This is a genomic window from Lysobacter sp. KACC 24251 (genome assembly GCF_057747755.1).
On the sequence record NZ_CM173222.1, the window covers coordinates 686997 to 701617 of the forward strand.

At 69.0% G+C, this 14621-nt stretch carries 15 protein-coding genes; 5 read left to right on the forward strand and 10 right to left on the reverse strand.

The features are described 5' to 3' along the window. Position 1: 1 nt before the first annotated feature. Together AC3ARF_RS03165 and lptD are read right to left on the reverse strand one after the other, a co-directional pair. Entirely contained in the window at positions 2-1324 is a 1323-nt protein-coding gene (locus AC3ARF_RS03165) for a peptidylprolyl isomerase (protein WP_498930215.1), read from the reverse strand. Next, on the reverse strand, positions 1321-3708 hold the full coding sequence (lptD, locus tag AC3ARF_RS03170; RefSeq protein WP_498930217.1) for an LPS assembly protein LptD: 2388 nt from the start codon (positions 3706-3708) through the stop codon (positions 1321-1323). The genes AC3ARF_RS03165 and lptD overlap by 4 nt, the downstream gene beginning before the upstream one ends. A gap of 116 nt (positions 3709-3824) precedes the next feature. On the opposite strand from lptD, the gene msrB reads away from it, so the two are divergent. Beyond that, positions 3825-4238 carry a peptide-methionine (R)-S-oxide reductase MsrB gene (gene msrB, locus AC3ARF_RS03175; RefSeq protein ID WP_498930219.1) on the forward strand — a complete coding sequence of 138 codons (414 nt, stop codon included), beginning with the start codon at positions 3825-3827 and terminating at the stop codon, positions 4236-4238. Here the strand turns inward: msrB and AC3ARF_RS03180 are convergent. Genes AC3ARF_RS03180 through AC3ARF_RS03190 form a run of 3 tightly spaced genes read right to left on the reverse strand, consistent with a single transcriptional unit; the run spans position 4219 to position 6300 of the window. Beyond that, on the reverse strand, positions 4219-5139 hold the full coding sequence (locus AC3ARF_RS03180) for a histone deacetylase family protein (protein WP_498930221.1): 921 nt from the start codon (positions 5137-5139) through the stop codon (positions 4219-4221). The two genes, msrB and AC3ARF_RS03180, sit on opposite strands and share 20 nt — an antisense overlap. 3 nt (positions 5140-5142) lie before the next feature. Then, positions 5143-5697: a cob(I)yrinic acid a,c-diamide adenosyltransferase gene (locus AC3ARF_RS03185; RefSeq protein WP_498930222.1), complete on the reverse strand. Its 555-nt coding sequence runs from the start codon at positions 5695-5697 to the stop codon at positions 5143-5145. Between the two features lie 12 nt (positions 5698-5709). Beyond that, positions 5710-6300, reverse strand: coding sequence for a DUF6580 family putative transport protein (locus AC3ARF_RS03190; protein WP_498930224.1), 591 nt, complete (start codon positions 6298-6300; stop codon positions 5710-5712). Positions 6301-6343: 43 nt separating this feature from the next. Between AC3ARF_RS03190 and ubiH the strand changes: the two genes are divergently transcribed. Together ubiH and AC3ARF_RS03200 are read left to right on the forward strand one after the other, a co-directional pair. After that, positions 6344-7621: a 2-octaprenyl-6-methoxyphenyl hydroxylase gene (gene ubiH, locus AC3ARF_RS03195; RefSeq protein ID WP_498930226.1), complete on the forward strand. Its 1278-nt coding sequence runs from the start codon at positions 6344-6346 to the stop codon at positions 7619-7621. Continuing rightward, positions 7618-8817 carry an FAD-dependent oxidoreductase gene (locus AC3ARF_RS03200; protein WP_498930228.1) on the forward strand — a complete coding sequence of 400 codons (1200 nt, stop codon included), beginning with the start codon at positions 7618-7620 and terminating at the stop codon, positions 8815-8817. Before ubiH ends, AC3ARF_RS03200 begins: the two co-directional genes overlap by 4 nt. Before the next feature lie 93 nt (positions 8818-8910). Here the strand turns inward: AC3ARF_RS03200 and AC3ARF_RS03205 are convergent, their stop codons facing one another. The 5 genes from AC3ARF_RS03205 to AC3ARF_RS03225 form a co-directional block, all read right to left on the reverse strand. Next, positions 8911-9663, reverse strand: coding sequence for an EF-hand domain-containing protein (locus tag AC3ARF_RS03205; protein WP_498930230.1), 753 nt, complete (start codon positions 9661-9663; stop codon positions 8911-8913). Positions 9664-9755: 92 nt separating this feature from the next. Further along, entirely contained in the window at positions 9756-10823 is a 1068-nt protein-coding gene (gene rlmM, locus AC3ARF_RS03210) for a 23S rRNA (cytidine(2498)-2'-O)-methyltransferase RlmM (protein ID WP_498930232.1), read from the reverse strand. A 16-nt stretch (positions 10824-10839) separates the two neighbouring features. After that, on the reverse strand, positions 10840-11415 hold the full coding sequence (locus AC3ARF_RS03215; RefSeq protein ID WP_498930234.1) for a nucleoside deaminase: 576 nt from the start codon (positions 11413-11415) through the stop codon (positions 10840-10842). After that, the gene (locus tag AC3ARF_RS03220; RefSeq protein WP_498931734.1) at positions 11415-11834 is read right to left on the reverse strand and encodes a hypothetical protein; all 420 of its coding nucleotides are present in this window, start codon (positions 11832-11834) and stop codon (positions 11415-11417) included. Before AC3ARF_RS03220 ends, AC3ARF_RS03215 begins: the two co-directional genes overlap by 1 nt. A gap of 88 nt (positions 11835-11922) precedes the next feature. After that, positions 11923-13683, reverse strand: a complete 1761-nt coding sequence (locus AC3ARF_RS03225) for a glutamine--tRNA ligase/YqeY domain fusion protein (RefSeq protein ID WP_498930236.1) — start codon at positions 13681-13683, stop codon at positions 11923-11925. Between the two features lie 108 nt (positions 13684-13791). Here AC3ARF_RS03225 and AC3ARF_RS03230 point away from each other — a divergent pair, with 108 nt between their 5' ends. Both AC3ARF_RS03230 and AC3ARF_RS03235 read left to right on the forward strand, forming a co-directional pair. Further along, positions 13792-14061 (forward strand): putative signal transducing protein, encoded by a 270-nt coding sequence (locus tag AC3ARF_RS03230; protein ID WP_498930238.1) that lies wholly within the window; start codon positions 13792-13794, stop codon positions 14059-14061. A gap of 21 nt (positions 14062-14082) precedes the next feature. Further along, positions 14083-14616 (forward strand): adenine phosphoribosyltransferase, encoded by a 534-nt coding sequence (locus tag AC3ARF_RS03235; protein WP_498930240.1) that lies wholly within the window; start codon positions 14083-14085, stop codon positions 14614-14616. Positions 14617-14621: the final 5 nt, after the last annotated feature.

Sequence of the window (14621 nt, forward strand, 5' to 3'; positions counted from 1 at the left end):
TTCAGCCGCCCGGGGCCGGAGCGCTGGCCTCGACCTGCTTGCCGGTGCGGACGTCGACAAAGGCTTCGCCGCGCATTTCGCGCAGGTAGCGGTTCCACTCGTCTTCGAGCTTGCGGCGGCCGATGGTCTCGCGCATCTGCGCGCGACGATTCTCGTCGCCGACATCGGACTGGCGCGATTCCAGGCGTTCGATCAAGTGCCACCCGGCCTGCGTGCGCACTGGCTGCGACAGCTGGCCGTCGGCCAAGGCCGCAACCGGCTGGCCGAAATCCGGGCCGAACTGGTCTTCGGTGAACCAGCCCAGGTCGCCGCCGTTCGGCTTGGAGGACGGATCCTCCGAACTGTCGCGGGCCACCTGTGCGAAGTCTGCGCCGCCGGCAATGCGCGCACGAAGCGTCTCGATCTTCGACTTGGCCTGGGCTTCGGTGGTGTCCTCGTCGACGCGGACCAGGATGTGGCGCGCGCGATACTGGGTGACCAGCGCCGGCGCGGCGGCGGAGGCGTCACGCACCTCGACCAGCTTGAGCAACTGGAAGCCGCTCGGGCCGCGGATCGGCGCGGTCACGTCGCCGGGCTTCATGGTGCCGATCAGGCGGGCAAATGCGGCGGGAATCTCGTCGTTGCCGCGCCAGCCCAGGTCGCCGCCTTCCAGCGCGTTCGGGCTGTCGGAGTAGCGCACGGCCGCAGCGGCGAAATCCAGCTCGCCCTTGTCGAGCAGCGCCTTCACGCCATCGATCTTCTTCTGCGCGGTGGCGATCTGCTCCGCGGTGGCCGCCTCCGGCATCCCGACCAGGATGTGGGCGAGGCGGTACTGGGTACCACCCGCGCCCTGCGCTGCGAGTGCGTTGTCGACCTCGGCGTCGCTGACCGTGATGCGGCTCTGTGCGAACCGCTGGCGCAGGCGCTGCACGATCAGTTCGTCGCGGATGGAGTTGCGGAAGTCGCTGTAGGCGATGCCCTCGCGTGCCAGCTGCGCGCGCAACTGGTCGGGCGTGGCGCCGTTCTGCTGGGCGATGCCGGCGATGGCGCGATCGATTTCCGGGTCGGACACGCGCACGCCGGTGGTCTGCGCGCGGGCGACCTGAAGCTTCATCAGCACCAGACGCTCCATCACCTGGCGTTCCAGCACCTCCGGCGGCGGCAGCTGGGCCTCGCGGCCGGCGTATTGCTGGCGGATGTTGGCGACGGCGCGCTGAAGCTCGCTGCGCAGGATCACGTCCTCATCGACCACGGCGGCGATGCCGTCCAGCGGCTGCACTTCCTGGGCATGGACGGACGCGGCAAGGAGCGCGGCGGCGAGGACGGGCGCGAGTAGTTTCTTCATGGGCTCGGGTCGGGGGAGTGGTCGACGTTGCCGCGGATCGCTTGGGATGGCGGCACGAGGTAGAGGTCGTCGCGTTCGTAGCCGAGGATACCACGGCGCAGGACACGCTCCGTGTCCTGGCCGGCCGATCCCAGGCCCTTCAGCTCGAACTCCAACATCAGGGAATTGTTCAGGTCACCGGTGCGGTTGCGGACGTAGCGGCGGCCGATCAGGCGCACGGCCAGGCAGCAGCTTTCCCATTGGACACCGGCGATGGTCTCGAGTTCCTTGCGGTCCAGGATCGAGTAGTAGTAACGGCCGACCAGGCTCCAGTTGGGAGTTACCGGGTACAGGAAGGAGAAGTCGGCCTGTTCGAGCAGGTCCTTCTCGCCACTGACCGGGTAGGCGGTGTTGCGGCGGTAGCGGTAGCCGAGGTTGACCACGCCGTTCTCGCCGAACAGGTAGCGGGCGCGCAGGCTGGCCAGGTCTTGGCCCCGCAACTTGGGATCCCACTGGTACGCGGCGTTGACGCTCCAGCGATCGCCGGGCGAGACGCCGATATCGGCTACCCAAGCGGACTTGCCGCGGGCCACCGGGATTTCGCCCGGCGTGGTGACGCGGCTTTCGTCGAAATACTGGATCTGGCCGAGGCTCGCGGTCAGGCGTTCGCGACCGTCGTCCTCGGAGATCAGCCGGCTGGTGACGGCCACGGTCAGCTGGTTGGCATCGGTCTGGCGGTCCGCGCCGGTGTAGCGGTTGTCGCGGAACAGCTGGCCCCAGCTGAAAGTCATCGGGTTGGTGTCGAACTGTGGCAGCCCGCTCTGGTCCCGGTAGGGAACGTTGAGGTAGTAGATGCGCGGTTCGAGGGTGTGCAGGTAGGCGTCGCCCTGTATCTCGGTGTGGCGGTCGAAGAACAGGCCGGCATCGAGCGAGTAGACCGGCAGACTGCGGCTGGGCGACTTGTCACCCAATGTGGCGGCGAGTCCGTCATCCAGTTGGTATCCGGTGTAGCGCCACGCCACCTTCGGCGTCAGGAACCAGCTGGCACCTTCCAGCGGCATGCTGACAAACGGCTTTATATCCAGACGGCTGCCCGCATCGAACACTTCGTGCTGGAACCGCACGGCTTCGGCGTTCACCCCGGCCTGGAACCAACGGCCGAAGGGCTGCGCCCAGTTGACCGCCACGCGCGGAAGGCGATCGTAGGGCAGGATGTTTTCGCTCAGGGTGTAGTCGGCCAGTTGCGCATGGCTGGAGCTGAATTCGGCATCCCAATAGCGACCACGACCGTACAGGCCCGCCGTGCTCTGCAGGAAATACGACGACACGCCCAGCGAGGAGTTGCTGAAGTCCTCCAGGTAATGCGTGTCGCTGACCCAGCCAACGTCGGCACGGGAATGCCAGGTCGGGCCGAAACCGTGCAGGGCGGAGAAGAGGAACTGGCCGCGGTTCTTGTCGGGTAGCGTGGCACCCTCGATCTCATTGCCCGCCAGATCGGTCTTGTAGCGCGACGGCTCGTTGCGCGGCAACGCATCATCCGGCATCCAGTTGCCCGACACCTGCCCGCGTCCCTCCGGGTAGAGCCAGCGGAACTCGCCGCCCAATGTCACGCCGCGCTTGGTCATGATCCGCGGAGTGATGGTGGCGTCGTAATTCGGCGCGAGGTTGAGGTAGATCGGCTGCTTCCAGTCAAAGCCGTTGCGGCCGGACATCGACACCGACGGGTACAGCAGGCCGGTCCGGCGACGATCATCCACCGGGAACATGAACCACGGGACGTGCAGCACCGGCACCCGGCCGATGCGCAGCGTGGCGCCGCGGGCCACGGCCATGCCCTCGTCGGTATCCACGTCGATGCGCCGGGCGCGCAGCTCCCAGGCCCGCTGCGAGGGCGGGCAGGTGGAGTACGTCGATCCGACCAGCGCACCCTGCGCACCCTTCATCTCGATGCGTTCGGCGCCGCCGTTGCCGCGACGCTGGGTCAGCTGGTAGCGCAGGTCGTGGATGGTGTGGGTGTCCGCGTCCTGGTTGCCCTCGGCGCGTTCGGCGACGATGCGCATCCCCGAGTCCTGGTAACGCACGCTGCCTTCGGCGACGTAGTTGCCGGTCTCGCTGTTGTAGGTCAGCTTGTCGGTACCCAGGAACTGGTCGCCGCGGTTGAGCGCGACGTTGCCCTGGAAGATCGACTCCTGCGCTTCGGTCGCAGCCAGCGCATCGCCTTCGATGTCGGTGGGCTGCTGGATGCGAATGCCGGGCAGGCCGGGGGCCGACGGGGCGTCAGGGAAGGGGGGAACGACGTCTTCGATGGGGCACAGACCCCAGTCTTGCTGATCGTCGGCGGCATGGGCCGGCAGGGCCATCGCAATACACAGCGATAACGGCAGCAGGCGGAGGCTAGGGCGCACGCGTTCATCCATAGTGCGAAAACGGCTGCTAGCTTGCCCCATCCGCCCGTTGCCGGGCAATGAAGGCGTCTGGCGCGGCGCTGTTGCATTCATCTTGCCCCCTTTCGAGGACCCCCATGTCGACCGACCCCTTGCCCACGACCGACGCCGAATGGCAGGCCCGGCTCTCCCCGGAGCAGTACGCCGTCTGCCGTTGCTCGGCCACCGAGCGCGCCTTCACCGGCCGCTACTGGAATCACAAGGAGGCGGGCACCTATACCTGTGCGGCGTGCGCGGCACCCTTGTTCGCCTCGGCCGCGAAGTACGATTCCGGCAGCGGCTGGCCCAGCTATTGGCAGCCGATCGAGCCGGCGGCGATCACCGAACACCCCGACACTGCCCACGGCATGGAGCGGGTGGAGGTGAAATGCGCCCGCTGTGGCTCCCACCTGGGGCACGTATTCCCGGACGGGCCGCGGCCGACGGGCCTGCGGTACTGCATCAACTCGGCAGCGCTGGATTTCCTGCCTGCTATTCCTGCAGCGCGGTGACGTGGGCCACCGCGGCCTCCCGCAATGCAGTGAGGTCGTAGCCGCCTTCCAGCATCGACACCACGCGACCCTGTGCGTGGCGCAGGGCCACACCGACCAGTTGCTCGGTGGCCCAGCGGAAGTCGTCGGCCTCCAGCTCCATCTGCGCGAGCGGGTCCAGGCGATGGGCGTCGAAGCCGGCGGAGATCAGCAGCAGTTGCGGGCGGAAGGCGTCCAGCGCGGGCAGCAGTTGCTCGCTCCAGTGCCGGCGGAATTCCGCGCCGCCGGTGCCCGGTGGCAGCGGTATGTTGACGATGTTGCCCACGCCGCGCTCGTTGGCGTGTCCCGAATCCGGGTACAGCGGCAGCTGATGGCTGCTCAGGTACATCACCCGCGGGTCGGTGTCGAAGATGGCCTGGGTGCCGTTGCCGTGGTGCACGTCGAAGTCGACGATGGCCACCCGCCCCAGTCCGTGCTTGTCGCAGGCATGGGCGGCGGCGACGGCGATGTTGTTGAACAGGCAGAAGCCCATCGCCACCGAGTCGGTGGCGTGGTGGCCGGGCGGCCGCACTGCGCAGAAAGCCCGGCGGATCTTGGCCGACATGACCGCATCGACCGCGGCGACGCCGGCGCCCGCGGCGCGCAAGGCTGCCTCCGCCGAGCCTGATGACAGGAAGGTATCCGGGTCGAGCGCAATGGGCTCCAGCAGCAACTGCAAGTCGGTGTCGAGCACCAGTGCCAGCAGGTCGTCGCTGTGTACCCGCAGCAGTTGTCCGCGACTGGCGCGGGGCGCCTCATGCCAGTCCAATGCCGGCAGCGCCTGGCGCAGGGCGTCGGTAACGGCGGTCAGGCGTGCGGGGCGTTCAGCGTGGCCTTCGCCAGGGTCATGGAGGGAGCAGGCGGGGTGGCTGTAGACGCGCACGGCTCAGGCTTTGCGCCGCTCGTGGTTCCACAGCACCTCGCCGTGGCCGCTGGCCCGCGCCAGCACGCGTGCCAGCACGAACAGCAGGTCGGACAAACGATTGAGGTAGCGCACCGCCTCCGGGCGCACGGCCTCGACGCGGGCCAACGCCACCGCTTCGCGCTCGGCGCGGCGCACCACGGTGCGGGCGATGTGGCAGCGTGCTGCCGCTTCGCCGCCGCCGGGCAGGATGAATTCCTTGAGCGGCGGCAGGGTTTCGTTGAGCGCATCCATGTGGGCTTCGAGGCGGTCGATGTCCGCGTCGAAGATGGCCGCGTGGCCGGGGATGCACAGTTCGCCGCCGAGGTCGAACAGCTGGTGCTGGATCGCGGTCAGCAGCGTGCGCACCTCATCCGACACCCCACTGGCCAGCACCAGGCCGATGCACGAGTTGGCCTCGTCCACCGTGCCGTAGGCGTTCACCCGTGCCGAATCCTTGCCGATCCGGCTGCCATCGCCAAGGCCCGTGCTGCCGTCATCGCCGGTACGGGTGTAGATCTTCGAGAGGCGGTTGCCCATGGTGCCGTGGGATCAGGCGGTCTGCGCGCGCAGCGCCGGCGCCCACTGGCGCAGCAGGGAGAAACCACCGAACAGGACCGCGGCATGGAACAGGGTGCTGGCCACGCTCCACTTGAGGAACGGGATCCCGGCCACGTAGGCCATGCCAAGGCCACCCAGCGTCTGCGGGTAGGTCGGGTAGCCCAGCCAGGCACCGAAGTTGGTGACCAGGAAGAAGATTGCGGTGCCCAGCAGCGAGTAGCCCAGCACGCGGCCGCCGCCCACCTTGCCGCGCAGGCCGAAGCCGAGCACGGTGGTCAGCGCGGTGCAGGCGTAGACCAGCCACATCGACAGGCCACCGAACCAGGATGCGTAGTCGCCGCCGTTGATCGCGGCCAGCGCGATGTCGGAAACCAGCAGCGCGAGCAGCGGCACGATCAGCGCCCAGTGGCGCGCGGCGAAGTAGGCGCCACCGAACAGGGCGATGGCCGCCACCGGCGAGAAGTTGGGCGGGTGCGGCAGCAGTCGGGTCAGCGCGGCCACGAAGATCAGCGTCGCCAGCAACAGCGGGCCCGGAGCGAAGGTACGGTGGGCGGAAGAGGCGTTGTCAGCGGAGACATTCATGGCAGCGGCAGTGCGGTGGGGCGGGAACCGTTAGCATAGCGCAATGCCCGAGACCTCTTCCCCCACGGGGCATGTCCCCGCCCCCGCCTCATCCCCGCTGCACGATGTGCTGATCGTCGGCGGCGGCCTGGTTGGCTCCAGCCTGGCCATCGCCCTCGACCGGCTCGGTCTGGATGTGGGCCTGGTGGAGGCCTCGCCGCCGGGCGGCCTGCCGCCGGTGTTCGACGAGCGCAACCTGTCCTTCGCCGAGGCCACGGTCAACGCGCTGACCGCGCTGGGCGTGATGCAGAAGCTGCGCACGCCGACCGGCGCGATCCAGCGCATCCACGTCAGCCGCCAGGGCGATTTCGGCCGGGTGTTGCTGGATGCGCGCCAGTACCAGCGCGAGGCATTCGGCCAGGTGGTGGTGGCGCGTGACTTCGGCGAGGCGCTGGAGGCGCGGCTCGCGGAACTGCCGCGGCTGGTGCGCTACCGGCCGGTGCGGTTCGCGGGACTGGTCGAGGATGCCGCCGACGCGCCGTGGCGCAGCCTGCGCGTGGTTGATGAGGGCGGTGAACGCACCGTGCGCGCCCGCTTGCTCGTCGCCGCCGACGGCACCCGCAGCGCCGTACGCGCGGCACTGGGCATCGGGACGGTGGAGCATGACTACGGCCACCACCTGTTCGTCACCCGGCTGCGCACCGATCGCACGGTAGACGGTATGGCCTACGAACGGCTCACCGATGCCGGCCCCACCGCGCTGCTGCCACGCGGTGACCGGCACTACGGGCTCATCCATGGTGTCGCCAACGACGAGGTGGAGACGGTCTCGGCGCTGGCGCCCGCGGAGTTCCTGGAGCGCGTACAGGGTGTGTTTGGCTGGCGCGCGGGGCGCTTTCTCGCCGCCGGCACGCCGTCCGTGTACCCCGCCCTGCGGGTGGTGGCCGAACGGCTGGCCGCGCCGCGCGCGGTGCTGGTGGGCAATGCCGCGCAGACCATCCACCCGATTGGCGCGCAGGGCTTCAACCTCGGCCTCCGCGATGCGCTGACGCTGGCGGAACTGATGGAAACCGCGCGCGCCTCAGACCCCGGCGCGGATTGCGGCGCGCCTCCACTGCTGGAGGCCTACATCGCGCGGCGCCGCGAGGACCGTGAGCGCACCTTGGCGTTCTCCGATGGCCTGGCTCGCCTGACCAGCAACCCTGCACCGCTGCTGCGACCGATGCGCAGCCTCGGGTTGTTCGCCATCGGCCGCTTGCCCTCCATGCAGTCGGCGCTGGTGGGCGGGGCATTGGGATACCGTGGTGACGTTCCCGCGCTGTGCCGGAGCGAACGCGCATGAGCCGCCGGGACATGCTGGACGTGGTGGTGGTGGGTGCCGGCGTGGTGGGTGCGTCTGCCGCCCTGGCGTTCGCCCGCGATGGCCTGCAGGTGGCGCTGGTGGAAGCGCGCGAGCCGTCGCCCTGGCGTGCCGACGAACCGGATCTGCGCGTCTATGCCTTCGCGCCCGACAATGCCGCGCTGCTGGACAGCGTGGGTGTGTGGGGCTCCGTGCTGCAGGCTCGGGCGCAGCCATACCGGCGCATGCGCGTATGGGACGCCGCGGGGGGCGCGCCCATCGAGTTCGATGCGGATGCCTTCGCCCGCCAGGAACTCGGCTGGATCGTGGAAAATGGACTGCTGGTCGACCGCCTGTGGGCCCCGCAGGCGGCCGCGGGCGTGCGTGTGCATTGCCCCGACCATGTGGTGGCGCTGGAACAGGATGAAATGTCGGCGACGGTGGAACTGGAAAGCGGCCAACGCCTGCGGGCGCGGCTGGTCGTCGCGGCTGATGGCGCGGGGTCGCGCCTGCGCGAACTGGCGGGGGTGACCGTAGGTGGGCATGACTACCACCAGCGGGGCGTGGTCGCCTTCGTTGACACCGAGCGACCCCACCAAGCCACGTGCTGGCAGCGGTTCCTGCCGACGGGACCGCTGGCGTTCCTGCCGTTTGCAGATGGCACCGGTGGTAGCGGGCCTGACGGGCGGCGCAGTTCCATCGTCTGGACCCTGCCCAATGCCGAGGCCGAACGCATCCTCGCGCTGGATGACGCCGATTTCCTGGATGCCCTTGGGCGTGCCTTCGATGGACCCTTGGGTCAGATGCGCGCGGTCTCCCGCCGGGCGGGATTCCCGTTGCGGTTGCAACTGGCCAGGCAGGCGGTGGCGGGACGTGTGGCGATCATTGGCGATGCGGCGCACGCGGTGCACCCCTTGGCCGGGCAGGGCGTGAACCTTGGCTTGCGGGACGTAACGGCGTTGCGCGAAACACTGCGCGAGGCCACTGGCGGCGATGTCGGTTCGCCCGAGCGGCTGGCGCGCTGGGCGCGCCAAAGGCGCAGCGAGAACACGGTGGCTGCGTATTCCTTCGACGGCATCAACCGGCTTTTTTCCAATGATGCCGTGCTTCCGACGTTGCTCCGCGGTCCCCTCATGGGACTCGTGGGACGCGTCCCCGCGCTTACGCACCTCTTCTGGCGCCGGGCGGCGGGCCTGTAAAAGCAGGCGCCCCGGCATTGCCGGGGCGTCTGGCCACCCGAATGTGGCGCGTTTCAGTCAGTCCACACTGCAACGCCCTTAAGCGCCGCGCGCTTACATCCAGCCCTTCAACTCGTCCTTGCTGAGGCGTCCGTCGCGGTTGACGTCCACGGCACGGAATTCCGCCGACAGCGTGGCATTTGAGCGGACTTCACCGCGACTGAGCGTGCCATTGCGGTTCGCGTCCAATGCGTCGAAGTCGATCTTGTAGTCCCCCACCACGGAGTTGGCCGGGCTGTTGGTGAACGTGACCTGGGCATTTGCGACGCCCTGGGCGGAAGGAGAGGCTGGCGGCGTGGCAGGCGGGGCCGGCGGCGGCGTCTGGGCGGCAACCTCGGCGTTCACGGCGGCGTTCTGGGCGGCCTCGGTGGCATCCATCGCGCTATATGCGGCGCCACGCGCCTGGTTCGCCGCGGCGCTGGCTTCGGCGGCGGCGGCAACCGGGTTGGCCCCTCGTTCTGCGGCAGTGCGCGCCGACTGTGCCTTCTGGGCCGCATCCACCGCCTCGCTGGCGGCCGCGGTGGCGTCGATGGACGCCTCATGCGCAGCGTGTGCGCTATGGGCGGCGTTGGCTGCGCCCTGCGCCGTCACCGCGCCAGCGTCACGCGTCTGTGCGGCCGTTTGCGCGGCCTCCTTGGCGGCCTCGGCCTGCTCGCGCGCCGCCTTGGCGTCTTCGGTGGCTACCTCCGCCTCGGCAGAGGCCTGGACCTTGGCCGCGGTCTTGGATGGGGTCTGAGCCAGGGCCGGTGCGGTCACGCCGAGGCTCATGGCGAGCGCGAGGAACAGCGGAGCATGGGTGAATTTCATTGGGGTACCTCACGGTGGGGAACGGGAGGACCGTAGTCCTTCCCGCATCAACCCGGCGTAAAGGCGCCCAACCCTGGCTGAACAGGGGCCGCTCAGCGTACCGACGCGAAAACCGTGATTTCCTCGCGGTCGTGGTACAGCTGGCGCGCCCGCACGGTCATCGGGCGGCCCGCCTGCGCGGTGAACAGATCCAGGCACAGCCTAGTTTCGTCCCAGCGCTTCTTCATCGGCAGCTTGAGGTTGAAGATGGTGTGCCTGCACCAGCCTTCCCGAACCCACGTGGCCATTCGCTCGGCGACCCGGCGCGGTTGTTCGACCATGTCGCACACCATCCAGTCCAGCGGTGCCTTGGGCTGCCAGTGGAAGCCATCGACGCGCAGATGCTCCACGCGGCCGCCGTCCAGCAGCTGCGGGCGCAGCGGACCGTTGTCCACCGCGGTCACCTGGAGGCCATTGCGGACCAGCACCCAACTCCATCCCCCGGGAGCCGCTCCGAGGTCCGCGCCGCGCATGCCCTCGCGCAGCAGGCGCTTGCGCTCGCCGTCGTCGAGCAGGGTCAGCAGCGCCTCCTCCAGTTTCAGTGCGGAGCGGCTGGGCGCGTCGGGGTGCATGCGCAGGCGCGGAATGCCGAGCGGCCACGGTGCGGCATCACGGGTGTCGCTGCGCGCGATCACTGCGTGGTGGCCGCTGAGAAACACCACATGCAGGCGCGGCCGGCTGGCATCGTCCTGACGGCTCAGCCAGCCCGCTTCGCGCAGGGCCGGGCGCAGCGCATTCCCGAAAGCGCGGGCCAGGCCCGCCAGGGGCTTGCCCTCGTCGGAGTCCGGGTGCTCGACCCATAGCTCGCCGAAGGTGGTGCGTGGGCCGCCCGTTGTACTGGCCTCCAGCGCGGCGAGAATGGGCGTGATGCGGTCGGTAGGGTTCAGTTCGCGCAGATCGGCCAGGCGCAGCAGCTTCTGGCGGGCGAAGATCAGGTCGCTGAAGGGCAGGGCGCGGTCCAGGGCCGTCGCGTCATCGCAGACGAACTCCACGTAGCCGCTCCCGCGCTGGGTGCGCGCATAGCCGGCAAAACCGGCATCGGCGGCGCGCTCGGTGAGTTCGGCAGCCAGTTCGGGTTCGAAGCCGGCGCGGCAGAAGCACAACAGGGCGTCAGCGGTCATGGGCGTGGGCCGGTCATCAGTACTTCAAGCCGCCCTGCTCGCCGTAGGCGCGCAGTACCGCGCACGCGGCCTCGCGCTGCAGGTCGCGGACCACGGTGATGCCGCGGCGTTCAAGTTCGCCGATCCAGTCCGCGGGCAGCGGGCCTTCGTCGAACTCGGTGAGTGCTTCCACGTCGTCGCTGCGGGCACCGATCAGCAGGCGGTCGATGCCGGCCCATACGGTGGCCCCGTAGCACTGGCAGCAGGGCTGCGACGAGGTGGCCAGGGTGATCGGGCCGCAGGGTGCGCCCTCGAGGGTCTGGTTGAGGCGGGGGCGTTGGGTGCGTGCCTGCGCCAGCATGTAGGCCATCGTTTCGGCGTGGGCCAGCGAGCAGGCGTGCGGCAACACCCGGTTCACGCCTACGGCGATGATGCGGTCCTGGGCGTCGAACACCGCCGCACCGAACGGGCCGCCAGTCGCCGCCTCCACGTTGAGGCGCGACAGCTCGATGGCCAGCGCGATCTTGGCGTCATCCCCGGGGTAGGAGCGCGCGGTGTCGACGCGCTCGTGCACCCAGGCAGGCAAGGTGAGGTGGATCTGGGCGTAGAGCACTACTGCACGTCCAGGCCGCCCGCGGCGGGCTCGCACTGGCCCTTCACGCACTGGCAGGCGCTGATTTCCCGGAAGCCGCAGACCGACATCCGCCCGCTGCGCGCGCATTCGGCCTGGACGCCTTGCGGGTCGGTGGGGCTGTTGACGTTGACGCAGGCCGGCGCATAACCGCAACAGTTGCCGACATTCTTCACCGCGCAGTCGGTATGGGTGCGGCAGGTGGTATCGATCTTGACCGGAGTGGCAATGGCCGATCCGGTGCCGGGAGCCACCTCAGGTGGTGTCGTGGCGGCTGGCGTGGTCGGAACTGCCGGAGCCGGTGTCGTTGTCTTCGGCGCGCCCTGAGCAGGCGTGGCGGCGGTCGGCGCGGAGCCGTCGTTGCCGTTTGGAGTGCCCACGGGCGCCGCACATGCCACCAGGCCCGCCACGAGCAGTGCTGCGATGGCGGCAGCCGCGGTGTGGCGGAGTCGTTGTTGAATGGCGGCAAGCAGGGTCATCAGGGGTGCCTCAGGCCTTGGTGGCCCATGTGTCGCGCAGGGTCACGCTGCGATTGAACACGGGTGCGTCGGCGCGGTGGTCATATCGGTCAGCAACGAAGTAGCCCATGCGCTCGAACTGGAAGGTCTGCTCGGGCGCGGCGGACGCGGCCGCCGGCTCGACATAGCCGGTGACGACGCGACGCGAGTCGGGGTTGAGGTAGTCCTTGTAGCTCTTGCCGCCTTCGTCGTTGTCGGGGTCCGGTACGGTAAACAGGCGGTCGTACAGGCGGACCTCCGCCTTCACCCCGTGCTTCGCGCTGACCCAGTGGATGGTGCCCTTGACCTTGCGGTTGGCGCCTTCCATGCCCGGGCGTGATTCGGGGTCCAGGGTGCAGCGCAACTCCACCACGGTGCCCTCTGCGTCCTTCACCACCTCGTCGCAGCGGATGATGCCGGCGCCGCGCAGGCGCACGTCCCCGCCCAGCGTCAGGCGCTTGAAGCCCTTCGGCGGTACTTCCTCGAAGTCCTCGCGCTCGATCCACAGCTCGCGCGAGAACGGCACGTTGCGCTCACCGAGGGATTCATCCTTGGGGTGGTTGCTGAAGGTCAGCTGCTCCTCGTGCGACTCGGGCAGGTTGGTCAGCACCAGCCTGAGCGGGTCGATGACGGCCATGCGGCGCGGCGCAGCGGCATCAAGGTCGTCGCGCAGCGCACCTTCGAGGATGGAGATATCCAGCAGCGAGTTCTGCTTGCTGATGCCCACCCGGTCGACCATCAGGCGCAGCGCGCTGGGCGTGTAGCCGCGGCGGCGGATGCCCTGCAGGGTTGGCATGCGCGGGTCGTCCCAGCCGTCGACGAGCCCTTCCTGCACCAGTGCCATCAGCTTGCGCTTGCTCATCACCAGGTAGTTGAAGTTCAGGCGCGAGAACTCGATCTGGCGCGGCTTGGCGGCTTCGAACGGCAGGCCCTTGTCGGTCAGCGGCTTCACCAGCTCCGGCGAATGCGCCAGGCCGACCTTGTCCACGCACCAGTCATACAACGGACGGTGGTCCTCGAACTCCAGCGTGCACAGGGAGTGGGTAATGCCTTCGACCGCATCGCTGAGTGAGTGCGCGTAGTCGTACATCGGGTAGATCGGCCACGCGTTGCCGGTGTTCTGGTGCTCGACGTGCTTGATGCGGTACAGCGCCGGGTCGCGCAGGTTGATGTTGCCGCTGGCCATGTCGATCCTGGCGCGCAGGGTGCGGGCGCCATCGGGAAATTCGCCGGCGCGCATGCGGCGGAACAGATCAAGGTTCTCCTCGGCGCTGCGGTCGCGGTAGGGCGAATTGCGGCCCGGTTCGGTCAGGCTGCCGCGGTAGGCGCGAACCTCATCGGCGCTGAGGTCGCAGACGAAAGCATCCCCCTGGCGGATCAGCTTCTCGGCGGCCAGGTACAGCACCTCGAAATAGTCCGAGGCATGGCGCAGGTCGTGCCAGTGGAAACCGAGCCACTGCACGTCGTCCTGGATGGCGCGGACGTACTCGGGGTCTTCCTTGGCGGGATTGGTATCGTCCAGGCGCAGGTTGCACTCACCGCCAAATTCGCGGGCAATCCCGAAGTCCAGGCAGATCGCCTTGGCGTGGCCGATGTGCAGGTAGCCGTTGGGCTCGGGCGGAAAGCGGGTCTTGATCGCCGCGTGCTTGCCGCTGGCGAGGTCGTCGCGGACGATCTGCCGGATGAAGTCGTTCTTGACCGGCGCCTCGGCGGCAGTCTCGGGGGCGGCGTTCGGGGCAGGGTCGTGGGGCATTCGGGATCGGTAAGGCGAGGGTGATCGCGCAGTTTAGCCGGTGGCAGGCGATGGCGCCGCCTGCGGGGGTATGCTGGCGTGAAATCCACTCCCCCAAGGGGGTGCGTCGTGAGAGTCGTGTACGAAGCTGCCAACGTGATCGACGCCCACCTGGTCCGCCATGCGCTGGAGGCGGAGGGCATCCCGGTGTTCCTGCGCGGCGAGTCCCTGGTCGGTGGCATCGGCGAATTGCCCCTGTTCGGGGTAGTCGCGGTGTGCGTGCCGGATGTGGCCTGGCCCGAGGCTCGAAGCATCGTCGAGGCGCTGCCGCTGGACAAGGCCGACGGCGAGGGCGCGACCGACCCGGACGACGCGGGTATGCTCCCCGACCCCGCGTAACCCGATCAGGCCGGACGCCCCATGAACCAGACGCCTTCGCGCGATTTTCCTGCGCTGATCCGCGATGTGCCGGACTTTCCCAAGCCGGGTATCCGCTTCAAGGACATCACTCCGCTGCTGGCGGACCCCGAGGGCTTCGCCTGGGTGGTGGACACGTTGGCCGTTCCCTGGCGCGGGAGTGGGGTGGATTGCGTGGTCGGCATCGAAGCCCGCGGCTTCATCCTCGGTGCCGCCTTGGCCAATGCCCTGGGCGCGGGGTTCGTGCCCGTGCGCAAACCCGGCAAGCTGCCCGCGCGGGTCATGGCACAGGAGTACGCGCTCGAATACGGCAGCGACCGGCTGGAAATCCACGAAGATGCCATCGGCCCGGCGAGGCGCGTACTGCTGGTGGATGACGTGCTGGCCACGGGTGGGACCCTGCTCGCGGCCCGTTCCCTGCTTGAGCGTGCCGGTGCGCACCTCGTGGGCGCGGCGGTGCTGGTGGAACTGACCGCGCTGGCAGGCCGCGCGCGCTGGGGCGCGGGCGCGCCCCTCGAGGCGGCCCTGAGTTATTGAGCCCG

Coding starts and splice junctions, on each gene's coding strand:
- rlmM (WP_498930232.1), bottom strand. CDS start 10,823: ATGACCGCTGACGCCCTGTTGTGCTTCTGCCGCGCCGGCTTCGAACCC.
- AC3ARF_RS03205 (WP_498930230.1), bottom strand. CDS start 9,663: ATGAAATTCACCCATGCTCCGCTGTTCCTCGCGCTCGCCATGAGCCTC.
- msrB (WP_498930219.1), top strand. CDS start 3,825: ATGTCGACCGACCCCTTGCCCACGACCGACGCCGAATGGCAGGCCCGG.
- AC3ARF_RS03190 (WP_498930224.1), bottom strand. CDS start 6,300: ATGAATGTCTCCGCTGACAACGCCTCTTCCGCCCACCGTACCTTCGCT.
- AC3ARF_RS03165 (WP_498930215.1), bottom strand. CDS start 1,324: ATGAAGAAACTACTCGCGCCCGTCCTCGCCGCCGCGCTCCTTGCCGCG.
- AC3ARF_RS03235 (WP_498930240.1), top strand. CDS start 14,083: ATGAACCAGACGCCTTCGCGCGATTTTCCTGCGCTGATCCGCGATGTG.
- AC3ARF_RS03200 (WP_498930228.1), top strand. CDS start 7,618: ATGAGCCGCCGGGACATGCTGGACGTGGTGGTGGTGGGTGCCGGCGTG.
- AC3ARF_RS03225 (WP_498930236.1), bottom strand. CDS start 13,683: ATGCCCCACGACCCTGCCCCGAACGCCGCCCCCGAGACTGCCGCCGAG.
- AC3ARF_RS03185 (WP_498930222.1), bottom strand. CDS start 5,697: ATGGGCAACCGCCTCTCGAAGATCTACACCCGTACCGGCGATGACGGC.
- ubiH (WP_498930226.1), top strand. CDS start 6,344: ATGCCCGAGACCTCTTCCCCCACGGGGCATGTCCCCGCCCCCGCCTCA.